Origin of the sequence: Streptomyces sp. PA03-1a (assembly GCF_033792805.1) — a bacterium.
Taxonomy (GTDB): Bacteria; Actinomycetota; Actinomycetes; order Streptomycetales; family Streptomycetaceae; genus Actinacidiphila.
Genome location: NZ_JARAVO010000245.1, coordinates 1 through 14,102, shown reverse-complemented (window position 1 = coordinate 14,102; position 14,102 = coordinate 1). Strand labels below are relative to the sequence as shown.

Genomic DNA, 14,102 nt, shown 5'->3' with positions numbered 1-14,102 from the left:
GCGCTCATGGGCCGCCCCCTGATCAACCTCCGCCACTTCCCCAACCTGACCGCCGGACAACACGACAAGCCCGCCGTCCACGAACTCGTCATGGCCGTCCTGGACAATCCCGCCGTGAGTGACGCCTGGGCCGGCACCGCCGACCTCACCTTCCTCCCCGCCCACGGCGAGGAACTCGCCGATCTCCCCATCCACCGCGTCGGCAAAGGCTTCCACTTCGACCTCGCCTACACCGTCACCGACCTCATCACCCTCACCAACTAGCCCCCACCCGAACCCGACGACCCCGGCGCGCCCCTCGCGTCGAGGGGCACGCCCGCAGCCTCAGATGTCAGGAGCTGACGTGCCCATCTACACCTGCACCACTGCTCAGGGGACGCTGGAAGTCGCAACCAAGGGGGAACTGGCCGGAGAGATCACCCGGATTCACTCGGAGATCAACCACGTGCCGCCCGCCTACGTCAACGTGACCTTCACCGAACTGCCCCCGGACAGCGTCTACGTCGGCGGAGAACCCGGAGCGCCGTTGCTGATCACCGGGTGGGCCCGGCGAGGCCACCCGCAAGAGGAGACCACCCGCCTGGCGCTTGAACTGTCGGCGGCCGCCTCCCGCGTCACCGGGATCGCCGAGGGCCGCGTTCTGGTGGTGATCCAGGACAGCCCCGCGCGGTCCGCGGTCGAAGGCGGCCATGTCCTGCCGGACCCCGGCCGTGAGCAGGAATGGTCGGGTCGGCACGAGGGGTAGCGGCACACGCTGCGCGAGTCGGGAGGTCCACCGTGCGGTTCGACGGGCACATGTCAGGGGGACACGGGCGGCCCGGTGATCAGGTTGCCCTGGCCGTCGTAAGGCCAAGGGTTCGCGACGCACCCGTGCAGCCCCTTGATCTGCTGCATCATCACGGGGGCCGGCATGCCCGCTCCAGGACATCCCCGGTGTCCACGCCCGAGGAAGTGACCCACCTCATGGTTGATGATCATCGCGTGATAGTCGGCGGGCCGGCCCTCGTACTGGGGGCTGAGCAGGATCCAGCGCTTGATGTTCACCACGACGGTCTGGGCGACGTTGCAGTTCAGCTCACCCTGGGTGTCCAAGCCGTAGCTGGCGCACAGGGCATCCGCGGTGTCCGGGGTCGCCGCACGGACCCGGAAGTCGTACGGCGGCCCCTCCACACGCCGGAATGCCACACCGCTCGTCGTCCAGCCCCGGCCGTCGGCCAGTATGCGTTCGACCTCGGCGGCCACGGATGCCGCGGTCAGTTCACTGCCGTCCTCGGTCTGCACGACGTACCGCAGGGTCCTGCCGTGCCCGACGGCCTCCGATGAGCCGGCGGCCGCGGTGAACGTGCCGGCCCCGTGCTGCGGTATGCGCGGAGGCGGTGGCGGCGACGGACTGCGCCGGGGACTCGGCGGCGCCGTTGAAGGGCGTGAGTCATGCGGAGGCGCCGAGGCGGGCGTGGTCGGCGAGGGACGGCTCTTGTGCGCCGCGGGCGCGGCCCGCCCAGGTGTGACCCGCCCGGCGATGGCGAAGACCCCCGCGAGGCACACTCCCAGGATCGCGAGGCAGGGAATGACGAGAACCATGCGCCGCCTCCTTGCCCGGCGGTGTCTGCTGCGACGGTGCTTCATGCTTCGAACTACACAACGCCTCCGGTGAAACGGAGGTGAGCACCAGGACTCACGCTGTCCTCACGTGGCGCGATGCATAGTGGCAAGAGAGCGTCGGAACCGCTGCCGGCCCCCACGCCACCTCCCCGGTCCGGGACAAGGGGCGGAGCGGCGGCGAACCTGAATGCATCGCAGAGGCCCGAGAACGCCCTGGCGGCACGGTCGTCCGGTCGCGATCCAGCGGAGGACGGGCCCGCCTCGTGCCGTCGCCGGTGAGGCCGGACAGGCGCCGTCGGGGCAGAGACCAAGAGATGACCGCTGCCTTGCAGACGGCGCAGAAACGGCTGAAGGGAGAGACGCAAGGTGCGGGTGCTGGTCGTGGAGGACGAAGAACTGCTCGCGGGTGCCATAGCCGAAGGTCTGCGGCAGGAGGCGTTCGCGGTGGACGTCGTCCATGACGGTGAGGCGGCTCTGGAGCGGCTGGCGATCAACGACTACGACGTGATGGTGCTCGACCGGGACCTTCCGAAGCTGCACGGCGATGAGGTGTGCCGACGCACCGCCTCCCAAGGGGCCGAGATCAAGATTCTCATGCTGACCGTCTCGACGACGGTCGCCGAACGCGTCGCCGGGCTACGCCTGGGGGCGGACGACTACCTGGTCAAGCCCTTCGCGTTCGCCGAACTGGTGGCCCGGATCAGGACGCTGGGCCGCAGGGTGCGGCCACCGGCCCCGCTGGTTCTGGAGCGCGCGGGAATCCGCCTCGACCCGCACCTGCGCGAGACCTCCCGTGACGGCCGCTTCGTACCGCTGTCGAGGAAGGAGTTCGCGGTCCTGGAGGAACTGCTCCGGGCGCAGGGCGGGCCGGTCTCGGCCGAGCAGCTGCTGGAACGGGTGTGGGACGAGAACATCGACCCCTTCACCACGATCGTGCGGGTCACCATCCGCAGCCTGCGGCGCAAGCTCGGCGAGCCGGGCGTCGTGGAGACCATCACCGGGGTGGGGTACCGGATCCGCTGAGTCGGGGGGCACTGGTGCACCGCCATGCCTCCGCACCCGTCGAGAACCGGGAACGAGCGCACCCTCCGGGCACCTTCGCCCCCACGGGACGCCATGCGCCACCGCGCCCGGTTGGCCCATCGGTCCGGAGCCAGGTTTACTGGCGATGTCGAGGAAAGATGAGGTCGGCCATGCCTCGTGGACACCGACACGCCGAACCGGGTTCCCCGGAGGTGCCTCCGGAGGAGGAAGCGGAGACCTTCGAGAAGGAACTTTTCAGGATGGCCCAAGCAGGCCTCGAGGTGTACGGTCCGGATCTGCGCGTCCTGCGCTCCAATGCCGCCATCCTCGCCTTGCGGGGCATGCCTGAGGCGCAAGTGGTCGGAGCCAGCCTGGGTGACCTGGACACCCGGATCGCACTGTCGCCGATCATGCGTGAGGTTCTGGACACCCATGAAGTGGTCCGGGAACGCACGATCGCCGCGGTCCCGGCCGACGACCCGCAGAATCAGCACCTGTACTCCGTCACCGGTTACCCACTGCGATGCGACGGCCGGGTGCCGGGTGCCGTTGCGGCGATGGTTCGCGATGTCACCGAGCAGGTCCGCAAGCAGAAGGCGACGGACCTGATGGCCGTGGCCCGGTCCAGGATCGGCACCACGCTCGACGCACCTCGTACCGCCCAGGAACTCGCCGACATGGCGGTGCCGGCCTTCGCCGACGCCGTCGCCGTCGACCTGGTGGAGTCCGTGTTCGACGGCGACGCCCCCATAGGGCCCGTCACGGCACACCTCCCGATGCGGCGTGCCGCCTTCGCATCTGATGAGGAGCAGTACGGGGCCTATCCGGTGGGCGGCAGCAGCCAGTTCGCGTCCCACACCCCGTATACGCGGGCCTTGGCAGACCTACGGCCGCGGCTCGTCGACTTGGCGACGAAGTCGGGCGCCTGGCTGGTACATGACCGCATGCGGGCCGAGTTCATCGTCCGGTCCGGGGCGCACTCGATGATCGTGACACCGCTCACCGTGCACGGCCTGGTCCTGGGCCTGGCCAGCTTCTACCGGACCCGCTCCCACCCCGAGCCTTTCGGCGACGACGATCTGTCGCTGGCGGCGCAACTGGCGTCCTGCACCGCGGTATGCATCGACAACGCACGTCGCTTCACCCGCGAGCACGTGATCGCCACGGCTCTGCAGCGCACCCTGCTGCCCCGCGAGACGCCACAGCTCTCCGCGGTCGAAGCCTCCCATTGCTACCGGGTCGGCCGTTACGGCGCTCACTGGTTCGAGGTGCTCCCGCTGTCGAGCTGCCGTGTGGGCCTGATCATCGGGTACGTGCCGGGAGAGGACCTGCAGGCGTCCGTCGCCATGGCGAGGCTGCGGACGGCCGCCTCCACCCTGGCCGCGATGGACCTGCCGGCGAACGAGTTGCTGGCTCATCTTGACGATGTCGCCCAGCGACTTGCAGGTGAGCAGGAAGCGGACCCGGCCACCCTCCACCGTGCACGGCCGCCGTTCACCGCGTCCTGCCTGTACATGACGTACGACCCGGTCACCCTCCGTTGCACGGCTGCGTCCGCCGGTCACGACAGCCCACTCGTCACCAGTCCCGAGGGCGCGGTAGGCACGCTCGGCGTACCCCGTGGTGCGGCCCTCGGCAAGGGGGAGCCGCACGAGGTCGTCAGCGTGGAGCTGGCACCGGGCAGCCTCCTGTCGCTCTATTCGGACGGCAGCGCCGATCGCCACCCGTCGGAGGCCAGGGACCGCGTCGACCGGCTACGCGCCGCGGTGGCCCACCCCCTCGAGACCCCTGACGACATCTGCGACCAGGTGTCGTACCAGGTCCTCCGTGGCAGCACTCCCCAGGACGGTGCGGCGCTGCTGGTGGCCAGAACCCGATCCGTCGGCGCCGACAGCGTCGCTTCCTGGACCCTCCCCGCCCGGGCGATCTCCGTGCGCGAGGCGCGTCGGGCCGCGCGGGACCGGTTGGCGCAGTGGGGACTGGAGGAGTGCTCCCCTGTCACGGAACTGATCGTCAGCGAACTCGCCACCAATGTGATCGAGCACGCCGAAGGGCCCATCAGGCTCCGCCTCATACGCGACCGTGTGCTGACCGTGGAGGTCGCGGACGACGCCGAGACGACCCCGCGCCTGCGTCATGCCCGCCTGCAGGACGAGGACGGGCGCGGTGTGTTCCTCGTCGCCTCCCTCGCCGACCGCTGGGGCATGCGCTACGAGGACGTGGGCAAGACGATCTGGGCCGAGCAGACGCTGACGGCTGCGTGACGACGGCGTTCACACCCCTGCCGATGCCGAGTGCTCATGCCTGCTTGCCCGGGTCCTGGAATCGATGGGGGAGCGTGACGGTGATGGTCAGGCCGCCCTCCGGGCGTGGGGTGGCGTTGGCTTCGCCGCTGTGGGTGTGGGCGATCGCCTGGACGATGGACAAGCCCAAGCCGCTCCCCTTGGCGGAACCGACGCGGTCGGTGAGCCTGCGGAAGGGCTGGAAGAGAGCGGGCACCTCGTGCGGAGCGATCGAGGGCCCGGTGTTGGTGACGGTCAGCACCGCTGCTTCGGGGCTGGAGCGGGTGATGACGCGGACGGCGCCGCCGTGATGGTTGTAGCGGACGGCGTTGTCGACGAGGTTCCGCGCGAGCTGCTCCAGCAAGGTGGGGTCCCCCTGTAGCGGCGCGACACCGAGGTCGCCGGACAGGGCGATGCCGGCTTCTCGTGCCGATGCCGCGGCGGCATCGAGGACCGTTTCGGCGACGAGGCGAAGGTCGGTGGGCAGGCGCTCCACGGTGCCGCCGTCCGAGCGGGCGAGCGCGAGGAGCGCGTCGATGAGACGCTCTTGGCGAGCGTTGACCTTCAACAGGTCCTCACCGAGGTGGCGCAGGGACGCCGTGGCGTTGCGGCGGTTCATGGCCACTTCGACGAGCGTGCGGTTGAGCGCGAGCGGCGTCTTCAACTCGTGCGCGGCATTGGCGATGAAGCGGCCCTGACCGGCGAACGACTCGTCCAGACGTTCGAGCATGCGGTCGAAGGAGTCGGCGAGAGTCTTGACCTCGCCGGGCGGTGCTTCGAGGCAGATGCGCTGGTGCAACGTGCGCCCGGCGACCCGCTCGGCGGTGTGCGTGATGTGGGTGAGCGGCTGCAGCAGCCGTCCGGCCACCACCCAGCCCACGGCGGTGGCCGAGACACCTACGAAAGTGACGACCAGCGATCCCCATTTCAGCATCCACAGCATGTCCGCGTTCATGTCGTGCGGATCCACCTGCGGCGACGGATTGGCGAAGTTGAAGTGCCAGTAGCGGACGACCAGTAGCACCGTGGCCGCCAGTACCACGGAACCGGCGATGAAGAACATCGAACCGAACACTGCCGTCAGCTGCAGGCGCAGGCTGCCGCGGTGAGCGGCGATCCACAGGAACGGGGAGGCCGGCGCTCGGACGAACTTCCGCACTGCGGCCCGAGGACGCATCCCGTCCACCTTCCTTCGCTCGGCAATGCTGCTGCTCCTCAGTACCGGATCGGGCGTGAGCTGGGGGTGAGCTCGAGGGCTCACGAGCCGTTCACCGGGGTTCTGCTGGGATATCGGCAGCAGCGTGACCAGGGACTTTCTTGAAAGTGGCCTTGAAGGACGCTTCCGCCCGGCCATGGAAGGACGAGAAATGCAATCAGTGTCAGCGCTCACGAGACTCTTCGGTCCCCCGGCGCTTGTCATCGCCGCCGTGGCGACACTGGCGGGATGCGGCGGTGGGGGTGCGAACGGCGCGCAGGTGGCGAGTGTGCCGGACGGCACGTCGAGCGCCGCCTCGGCATCACCCGGCGCGGATACCGACTTCATGCCCTTCGTACGGTGCCTGCGCGAACACGGTCTCGATGTGAAGGATCCCGACCCGGACACCGAACAGGGGCTCGTCGTCGCCATGGCCGACGGAGGTCCCGTGGTCGCCACGGACCCTGCCTACAAGGCGTGCCAGTCCAAGTGGCCGACATATGATCCTGGTCCTCTCTGGAAGCCGGCGGACATCGAGAAGCTGAAGCGGTACGCCGTGTGCATGCGGGAGAACGGGGCCTCGGACTATCCCGATCCCGACCCGGAGACCGGCGAGCAGCCCGACGACTCGACGTACAACTCCAAGCTTGATCCGAATGCTCCGAAGGCCTCGGCGGCCTGCGACCATCTCTACCCGCAGTCCGAGAACGACGGCGTCGCCGGATGAGCCGGCGCAAGAGCTCCGGCAAGGGACGCCGCACGCTTCTCATTCTCGGCGGGACGGCGGCCGTTGCCGTGGTGGTACTGGCCGGTGCGGCCTCCTCCGGCGTTCTCGGTGGCCACACCAAGACCGCTGCGCCCAGCGCGTCCCCTCCGGCCACCGCAGAGGTGACGCGGAAGACCATGGAGCGCTGGATCACCGTGCCAGGCGCCGTGACGTACGGCTCCGCACGGCCTTTGACCGGACACGCCCAAGGCACCGTCACGTGGCTACCCGCATCGGGCACGGTACTTCGCCGGGGCGACGAGCTGGCCCGCATCGACGATCGCCCCGTCGTCCTGCTCTACGGCAAGCTCCCCGCGTACAGGGAGCTGGCGCTGGATACGAAAGGGGAGGACGTCAAGGTGTTCACGACCAACCTCAGCGCCCTGGGCTACGGTGGCTTCACGCCCGGTGATACGTACACCGCCGGAGTGGAAGCCGCCGTCAAGCGCTGGCAGAAAGCCCTGGGCGCTGCGGAGACCGGCAAGATCGCCCTCGGCGACGTGGTGTACGCCGATGGTGCGCGCAGGGTCGCCCAGCGCGGTGCGGCGATCGGTGCCGCCGCGGTACCCGAGTTGCTGACGGTGACCGGAACCACACCGCGGGCGAAGCTCACCGTTCCCGTCGAGGACTCCGAGCTGGCGGTCAAGGGCGTGCGGCTGAAGGTGTCCACCACCGGTGGCAAGAGCACGGACGCCACGGTCATCTCGGTCGGCGCCCCGCACACCGGTGACAGCGGCGAGAACGTCCAGGACGTCACCGTCTCCCTGGTCGACCCGTCGGCCGTGAGCAGGGGGACCGGCCGCGGTTCCGGCACCCTCACCGGTCGTTACCTCGCCGGTCGGCACGAGAACGTTCTGACGGTTCCTGTGTCGGCGCTTCTCGCGTTGTCCGGCGGAGGTTACGGCGTGGAAGTGCTGGACGGCCACGGGCGCGGTCATGTCGTCGCCGTACGTATCGGGCTGTTCGTCGACGGACGCGTCGAGGTGACCGGTGAGGGGCTGGCCCCCGGTGCCAAGGTGGGAACCGCGCGATGAGCGCCGACCCCGTCGTGGTCCTGGACCGTGTGAGCCGTAGCTACGGAGGCGGTGTCGCCGCCGTGCGCGATGTCAGCCTGACGGTGAGGCCGGGTGAGGCAGTTGCCGTCGTCGGCCCGTCCGGCTCGGGGAAATCCACGATGCTCAACCTCATCGGCACACTGGACCGGCCGACCTCGGGCCTGGTTACCGTCGCCGGACACGAAGTGTCCCAGCTGAGCGATCGCCGCCTGTCCGCCCTACGTGCCATGTACATCGGTTTCATCTTCCAGCAGTTCCACCTCCCGGCCGGATTCCCGATCGTCGAGGCGGTGGCCGACGGCCTGCTGTACAGCGGCGTGGCTCGGCGGGAACGGACACGCCGTTCCCTGGCCGCTCTGTCCCGGGTCGGCCTCGGACATCGGACCGACCACCGGCCGCATGAACTCTCGGGCGGCGAGCGGCAACGAGCCGCGATCGCCCGCGCCATCGTCGGCGAGCCGCCACTGCTGCTCGCCGATGAACCCACCGGCAACCTCGACACTGCCTCCGGCACGGCCGTCATGGAGTTCCTCGGGGAGTTGCACACCGCCGGCACGGCCCTGGTCCTGATCACCCACGACGCCGAGGTGGCGGCTCGGCTGCCGCGCCGGATCGAGTTCCGGGACGGCGCCGTGGTCGGCGATCGAGCCACCGATGCGGCAGACGGCGCCGGAAGGGGTTCGACGACGGCCGGATTCGCCGGCGAGGTCGCCGCCCTCCCGGGCAGCGGCCTCGGCCACCACACTGCGACGGAGGCGCCCCACTGATGCAGACGACCAGTCCGCCCCTGACCCCGTTCAGACTGCGGCCACGTGACGTACTACGGGTCGGCAGCACCGGATTGCGGTACCGGCCCCTCCGGGCAGTGCTGTCGGCGCTCGGCATCGCCATCGGCATCGCGGCGATGACCGCCGTCGTCGGGATCTCCAGTTCCAGTCGCACAGCACTCGACCAGGAACTGGCCGCCTTGGGAACCAACCTGCTCACCGTGGGCCCGGGCAAGGACCACAGCACCGGGGAGAGAGTCGCGCTCCCGGAGACGGCCCCAGCCATGATCCGCCGGGTCGGCCCGGTACAGTCGGTCGCCGCGGTCTCCCGGCTTCCTCGCGCCAACGTCTACCGCAACGAGCACATCCCCACGGCACTCAGCGGCAGCATCGCCGTCTACGCGGCGACGCAGGGCCTGCCGGAGGCACTGCGGGTGTCCCTGGCCGACGGAGACTGGCCCAATGCCGCTCAGGCGAAGCTGCCCGTGGTGGTCATCGGCGCCGGCACCGCGAACAACCTGGGCATTCACGACCTTCGTGGCGCATCGCCGGCGGAAGGCCCGAACGGCGTTCAGGTGGTGCTGGGCGGCAGCCGCTTCACCGTCGTCGGAATCCTCGCCCCGGCCCCCCTCGCGCCCGAACTGGATCGGGCCGCGCTCGTCGGTTGGGAAGCCGCCCGTGCAGAGCTGGGCTTCGACGGACACCCGACGACCGTCTACGCCCGTGTCCGGGACGACGCAGTCACCGATGTGCATGGCGTCCTGGCCCCTACGGCCAACCCTGAGCACCCCGAACTGGTGTCGGTCTCCAGGCCCTCCGACGCCCTCGTCGCGAAGAACGCCTCGGAGCGGGCCTTCACCGGGCTGTTGCTGGGCCTTGGTTCGGTCGCTCTGCTGGTGGGCGGGATCGGAGTCGCCAACACCATGGTCATCTCGGTGCTGGAGCGCCGCGCCGAGATCGGCCTGCGCCGCGCTCTGGGCGCCACACAGGGGCAGATCCGGCTGCAGTTCCTCGCGGAGTCGCTCCTGCTGTCCGCGCTCGGTGGAGCGGCGGGTGTACTCCTCGGGATCCTCGTGACCGGTGTGTACGCCACGACGCAGGGGTGGCCGACCACCGTGCCGGCCTGGGCCTCCGCAGGAGGCACCGCCGCCACGTTGGCCATCGGCGGTCTGGCCGGCTTGTACCCGTCGGTCCGCGCCGCGCGAATGTCTCCGACGGAGGCGCTGGCAGGCACATGAACGGGCGAGCCCTGTGGTCATGGCCGGGTGGCCGGGACCACGGCCGGGTGCCCGTCCAGCGGCGTCATGCCGATGGGGTCCGCGTCAGGAGTCTCGCCGATGGTCCGGAACTCGAACGCCGCTCCCCGGCGCCACAGCCCAGTTGCAGGAAGACCACCCGCTGTGAAGCGGGTGGTCATGCATCAGGGTGGGCACTCCTCACGCGTGCGGTCGTGCGCTGGTCGGGACCCGGGTGGGCAAGGTGACGGTCACGGTGACGCCGCCGCCCGAACGGGGTACGGCATCGACGTCTCCGCCGTGGGCGTGGGCGACCGCTCGGACGATCGACAGGCCCAGGCCGCTGCCCTTGGCCGTGCCGACCCGGTCGGTCAGTCGGCGGAAGGGCTGGAAGAGAACGGGCACCTCATGCGCGGCGACGACGGGGCCCGTGTTGGTGACGGTGAGCCGCACTCCGTTGGCAACCTGTGCCGTGAGGACGCCGACTGTGCCGCCGTGAACGTTGTAGCGGATGGCGTTGTCAACAAGGTTCCGGGCCACTTGCTCCAGCAGCAGCGGATCTCCGTGGAGTGGCGCGGGACGCAGATCCGTTTGGACCGTTACTGCGGCCCGTTCGGCCGCCTGCGCCGAGGCCTCCATGGCCGAGGCGGCCGCCTCGGCCAGGTCGGTGGGCAGGCGTTCCACGGTGCCGTTCTCGGAGCGGGCAAGAGCCAGCAAGGCGTCGATCAGCCGCTCGTGGCGAGCGTTGACCGCGAGCAGGTCCTCGGCCAGGTGACGTATTTCCACAGGGGCGTTGCGCCGGTTCATGGCGACTTCAACGAGGGTGCGGTTGATGACGAGCGGGGTCTTGAGTTCATGTGCCGCGTTGGCGATGAAGCGGCCCTGGCCGGCGAAGGACTCGTCGAGTCTCGCCAGCATCCGGTCGAGGGAGTCCGCCAGCTTCTTGACCTCGCCGGGCGCGGCCTTCAGCGCGATCCTCTGGTGCAGGGTGCGTTCGGCGACGCGCTCGGCCGTTCCGGTGATCTGCGTCAGCGGCCGCAGCAGCCGACCGGCCGCCACCCAGCCCGCCGCAGTGGCCGCGCCTCCCACGGCTGTGGCTACGAGCGATCCCCATTTCAGCATCCACAACATGTCCGCACGTGTGTCCGTCCCCTGGGCTGCTGCGTGCCACCCGGCCTGTTCCTGGAACTGTGCTTGCTGCTGCGGGGTGAGAGGTGGACGCATCTTCACGTAGGGAGGGAAGGATGCGCCGGGGTGGGCCTGCCGGAAGCGGTAGACCAGCAGCACGGTGACACCCAGCACCACGGCGACGGCCAGGAAGAACATCACGCCGAAGATGCAGGTCAGCCGGAGGCGCAAGCTCCCCTTGTGTTCGGCGAGCCAGCAGGTGACCAAGCTCATGATTTCCGGCCCGGGACGTTGGCCTTCAGGCTACGGAGCAGGGGCGGCATTCGCTGGCTCCCGGTTCGGCTTCTCTGGCGTGCCCATCCGGATTCGATTCCATCCGCGGATCGAGGGCCCCGGCTGAAACCGCAATGCGGTCACTTTCAGTCGGGAAGGAAAAGGCTTCCATCTCATCTTTTCGCATCTTCCGTTCCGGGGGTAGAGGGAAGATCGAAGAATTCAGGCGGACATCCTTGTGGAAATCACAGGAGCCCGCCCCGACTGCGTGATCGCCGCGGTCGGGGCGTCCGGTGCCGGGTTCACGCGGAGGGCCTGCCCGCGCGGAGCGCGAAGTGGGAGCCGTTTTCGGTGACGAGCCGGGTGAGCTGCTCGGCCAGGGCGTTGTCGGTGGGCGTGTCGGTCATGAGGCGTCGGTAGAGGATGGTGCCGGCCCAGATGTCCTGGACGAGGTCCGTGTCGAGGTCGTGGGGGAGGTCGCCGCGTTGCATGCCGCGGCGCAGCGCGGTGGCGATGTTCTGGCGTTTGCGGTGGAGGAAGGTCTCGCGGAAACGGGTCATGAGCTCGGGGTGGGGCAGGAGACCCGCGGCGAGGGCGGGCAATGAGGCCGCGATGTCCTCGTTGGTGTAGTTGTCGATGGTCATGTCGACGGCGTGGCGCAGCTCGGCGTGGGTGTCGCCGAGGTCGGGGATTTCCTCGGCGCGGAAGATCTCGGCGAGGGCGTCGGCGATGAGGGCTTCCTTGTTCGGCCACCAGCGGTAGATGGTCGACTTGCCGACGCCCGCGGCGGCCGCGACGGCTTCGATGGTCAGTGCCGGGTAGCCCTGTGCCGACAGGACACCCCGCGCCGCGTCGAGGATCTTTGCAGCGGACCGCGGCCCACCGGTCGGCGGGCCCGAGGAGAATTCCAGCACCATTGCAAAAACGATACGTATCGTTTCGTTTGATGTCAAGGACATGCTGCCGCGCTGCCGAGGCACGTGCGGCAGCGGGTCAGGGCCCAGGCCGGGCGGAAGGCTTCGTCTTGCCGCCCGAAGAATTTTCCGGATATGAAATCCGCTGCATGGAGAAGGCTTGGCCGAATGAATTCAGGTGCGGAATCGGAGGTCGATCACTCGTCTCGGCTCCGGGGATGCAACGTGGGGTGCTGAGGTACCGTGGAAATCGCCGTCCGTTCGAAGGGCCAGGATTCTCGTGAGCGCACAACAAGCGGATCTCTCGAGCACTGATGATGCCGTTGCCGCGGAGCTCTCCGCGCTCTACCGGTGGGCAACTCAGGAGGTAGGGGATCTGGTGCCTGCCATCGTGGACGACATCCGCGGCCAGGTCGGATCGTTCGAAGCGATGCCGCGCGCCGAGCACGAGGAGGCGGTGCTGGAGCAGTACCAGGCGTTCCTCGCCTCGCTCCAGGAGAGGCGAGCACCCACCGGCCGCGAGATCGAGGCTGCTCGAGAACTCGGCCGGAGGCGAGCCCGGCAGTTCGTTCCCATGGAATCGGTCATCACGGGCTTCCACATCGGTTACCGGCATCTGTGGAGCATGCTGCGCCAGGAGGCCGGCAACAGGCAGACGGCGGCCCTGCTCGCCCTGCTGGAACTGGTGGACCAGACCTGGGCGTGGGTGCAGCACATGTGCGGCGCCGTGGCCGACGGCTACTCCGAGACGAGCCGAGGCAGGGAAACGGCCCTGGTCGAACTTCGGCACCGATTCGTCGAAGCCCTCTACGCCGACGGCGCGCAGGGCGAGGACGGGTTGTGCATGGCCCGCGCCCTGGACTTCGATCCCTACGCTTCCTTCCAGGCCGCGTGCGCGCCCGTCGAAGCCTGGTCCGACACCCATTTCGACCTCTTGCGGCGGAAGCTGCACGCGAACGGCGGCACGCTGCACGCGGTGATCCACGGCGAGCGCGTCGTCATCCTGGCGCAAGGCATGATCATCGCGGACGCCGGCGAATTGCTGCCTGCGGGAGTTGATCCGGTTGCCGGGATCGGCATGCCCAGGGCCGGACTGGCGGGTGCCGCGGAGAGCATCGGCGACGCGGAACGGGCACTTGTGGTCGCCCGGGAACGGGGGTGCACGGTGTCCTTCGATGACAAGTGGCTCATCGCCACCCTCCTGCCCCAGCGTGATCGGCTGGCTCCTCTCGTGCGCTCCACGGTGCCGCGCAGTCACCCACGCCTCGCCGAGGCCGTTCTGGCTTTCGCGCACAACGGCTTCTCGATCAGCGCGAGTGCGGCGGTCCTGCATCTGCACCCCAACACCGTTTCCTACCGGCTGGATCGCTGGCACCACCACACGGGCTGGGACCCTCGCAGCTGGGACGGGTTGGCCCGCTCCCTTGCCGCCATCGTGCTGTACCCGCCGGAGAACCCTGGGCGCTGATCCAGGCGCGTACACCGCCCTGAGCTGGGCATGTCGAGCGTCGCTCACGTCCTGCTCACATACGTCGTGCTTGGGTACGGGCGAAAGTGCGCCGGGAAACGCGCGCACTCGCGGAGGGTGCACGCGTCGGGAATCCCGGCGGTCGGTCCGCCATTCGCGGTCCCGCTGCCCTCGGAAGGCCCGACCTTGCTCTCAGTCAACGTCGGGCGGCGCGTGAAACGCGCCGCCCCTCAGCCTCGCGACCATGCCGTCGACGCTGCACGTTTCATGGCGGGCCCATGGTCAGTCGGTGGGCGTGATGTGGCCGTCGCGGAGTTCCAGGACGCGGTCGGCGAGGGCGAGGAGCTGGGGGTCGTGGGTGGCGACGAGGGCGGTGACGCCTTCGCTGTGGACG

The 14,102-nt window shown here is 69.3% G+C and carries 13 protein-coding genes and 1 pseudogene; 9 read left to right on the top strand and 5 right to left on the bottom strand.

Annotated features, from left to right (window positions below; all coding sequences use genetic code 11):
• Together PV341_RS37360 and PV341_RS37355 are read left to right on the top strand one after the other, a co-directional pair.
• Positions 1 to 264 (top strand): acetoacetate decarboxylase family protein (locus PV341_RS37360; protein ID WP_500360142.1); only part of this gene is annotated, 264 nt, incomplete at its 5' end.
• 79 nt (positions 265 to 343) lie between these two features.
• Positions 344 to 745, top strand: a complete 402-nt coding sequence (locus PV341_RS37355) for a tautomerase family protein (RefSeq protein ID WP_500328930.1) — start codon at positions 344 to 346, stop codon at positions 743 to 745.
• A gap of 53 nt (positions 746 to 798) precedes the next feature.
• On the opposite strand, the gene PV341_RS37350 is transcribed toward PV341_RS37355, so the two are convergent.
• On the bottom strand, positions 799 to 1,581 hold the full coding sequence (locus PV341_RS37350; RefSeq protein ID WP_500360141.1) for a DUF3152 domain-containing protein: 783 nt from the start codon (positions 1,579 to 1,581) through the stop codon (positions 799 to 801).
• Positions 1,582 to 1,968: 387 nt separating this feature from the next.
• On the opposite strand from PV341_RS37350, the gene PV341_RS37345 reads away from it, so the two are divergent.
• Together PV341_RS37345 and PV341_RS37340 are read left to right on the top strand one after the other, a co-directional pair.
• Complete coding sequence (locus tag PV341_RS37345; protein WP_500328932.1) at positions 1,969 to 2,625, top strand: response regulator transcription factor; 657 nt, start codon at positions 1,969 to 1,971, stop codon at positions 2,623 to 2,625.
• 260 nt (positions 2,626 to 2,885) lie between these two features.
• Positions 2,886 to 4,889, top strand: coding sequence for a SpoIIE family protein phosphatase (locus PV341_RS37340; RefSeq protein WP_500360139.1), 2,004 nt, complete (start codon positions 2,886 to 2,888; stop codon positions 4,887 to 4,889).
• A 34-nt stretch (positions 4,890 to 4,923) separates the two neighbouring features.
• On the opposite strand, the gene PV341_RS37335 is transcribed toward PV341_RS37340, so the two are convergent.
• Positions 4,924 to 6,450: a sensor histidine kinase gene (locus PV341_RS37335; protein ID WP_500360138.1), complete on the bottom strand. Its 1,527-nt coding sequence runs from the start codon at positions 6,448 to 6,450 to the stop codon at positions 4,924 to 4,926.
• On the opposite strand from PV341_RS37335, the gene PV341_RS37330 reads away from it, so the two are divergent.
• The 4 genes from PV341_RS37330 to PV341_RS37315 are packed head-to-tail and all read left to right on the top strand — an operon-like array spanning position 6,449 to position 9,928.
• A complete protein-coding gene (locus PV341_RS37330; protein WP_500360137.1) occupies positions 6,449 to 6,829 on the top strand; it encodes a hypothetical protein in 381 nt (126 codons plus the stop codon). The genes PV341_RS37335 and PV341_RS37330 overlap by 2 nt on opposite strands.
• Positions 6,826 to 7,902 (top strand): peptidoglycan-binding protein, encoded by a 1,077-nt coding sequence (locus PV341_RS37325; RefSeq protein WP_500328936.1) that lies wholly within the window; start codon positions 6,826 to 6,828, stop codon positions 7,900 to 7,902. Before PV341_RS37330 ends, PV341_RS37325 begins: the two co-directional genes overlap by 4 nt.
• Positions 7,899 to 8,690, top strand: a complete 792-nt coding sequence (locus PV341_RS37320) for an ABC transporter ATP-binding protein (RefSeq protein ID WP_500328937.1) — start codon at positions 7,899 to 7,901, stop codon at positions 8,688 to 8,690. Before PV341_RS37325 ends, PV341_RS37320 begins: the two co-directional genes overlap by 4 nt.
• Positions 8,690 to 9,928, top strand: coding sequence for an ABC transporter permease (locus PV341_RS37315; RefSeq protein WP_500360136.1), 1,239 nt, complete (start codon positions 8,690 to 8,692; stop codon positions 9,926 to 9,928). The genes PV341_RS37320 and PV341_RS37315 overlap by 1 nt, the downstream gene beginning before the upstream one ends.
• Before the next feature lie 198 nt (positions 9,929 to 10,126).
• On the opposite strand, the gene PV341_RS37310 is transcribed toward PV341_RS37315, so the two are convergent.
• Positions 10,127 to 11,212, bottom strand: a complete 1,086-nt coding sequence (locus PV341_RS37310; protein ID WP_500360135.1) for a sensor histidine kinase — start codon at positions 11,210 to 11,212, stop codon at positions 10,127 to 10,129.
• Between the two features lie 416 nt (positions 11,213 to 11,628).
• Positions 11,629 to 12,243 carry a TetR/AcrR family transcriptional regulator gene (locus PV341_RS37305; protein WP_500328940.1) on the bottom strand — a complete coding sequence of 205 codons (615 nt, stop codon included), beginning with the start codon at positions 12,241 to 12,243 and terminating at the stop codon, positions 11,629 to 11,631.
• 277 nt (positions 12,244 to 12,520) lie between these two features.
• Between PV341_RS37305 and PV341_RS37300 the strand changes: the two genes are divergently transcribed.
• Positions 12,521 to 13,708 carry a PucR family transcriptional regulator gene (locus PV341_RS37300; RefSeq protein WP_500328941.1) on the top strand — a complete coding sequence of 396 codons (1,188 nt, stop codon included), beginning with the start codon at positions 12,521 to 12,523 and terminating at the stop codon, positions 13,706 to 13,708.
• 282 nt (positions 13,709 to 13,990) lie between these two features.
• Here the strand turns inward: PV341_RS37300 and PV341_RS37295 are convergent.
• A pseudogene (locus tag PV341_RS37295) lies at positions 13,991 to 14,102 on the bottom strand (ABC transporter ATP-binding protein); the annotation flags it as partial.

What these genes read in the sequence shown, in the direction of transcription:
- PV341_RS37350 (WP_500360141.1), bottom strand. Translation starts at nt 1,581, where the DNA reads ATGGTTCTCGTCATTCCCTGCCTCGCGATCCTGGGAGTGTGCCTCGCG.
- PV341_RS37340 (WP_500360139.1), top strand. Translation starts at nt 2,886, where the DNA reads ATGGCCCAAGCAGGCCTCGAGGTGTACGGTCCGGATCTGCGCGTCCTG.
- PV341_RS37330 (WP_500360137.1), top strand. Translation starts at nt 6,449, where the DNA reads ATGCCCTTCGTACGGTGCCTGCGCGAACACGGTCTCGATGTGAAGGAT.
- PV341_RS37335 (WP_500360138.1), bottom strand. Translation starts at nt 6,450, where the DNA reads ATGAAGTCGGTATCCGCGCCGGGTGATGCCGAGGCGGCGCTCGACGTG.
- PV341_RS37325 (WP_500328936.1), top strand. Translation starts at nt 6,826, where the DNA reads ATGAGCCGGCGCAAGAGCTCCGGCAAGGGACGCCGCACGCTTCTCATT.
- PV341_RS37320 (WP_500328937.1), top strand. Translation starts at nt 7,899, where the DNA reads ATGAGCGCCGACCCCGTCGTGGTCCTGGACCGTGTGAGCCGTAGCTAC.
- PV341_RS37315 (WP_500360136.1), top strand. Translation starts at nt 8,690, where the DNA reads ATGCAGACGACCAGTCCGCCCCTGACCCCGTTCAGACTGCGGCCACGT.
- PV341_RS37305 (WP_500328940.1), bottom strand. Translation starts at nt 12,243, where the DNA reads ATGGTGCTGGAATTCTCCTCGGGCCCGCCGACCGGTGGGCCGCGGTCC.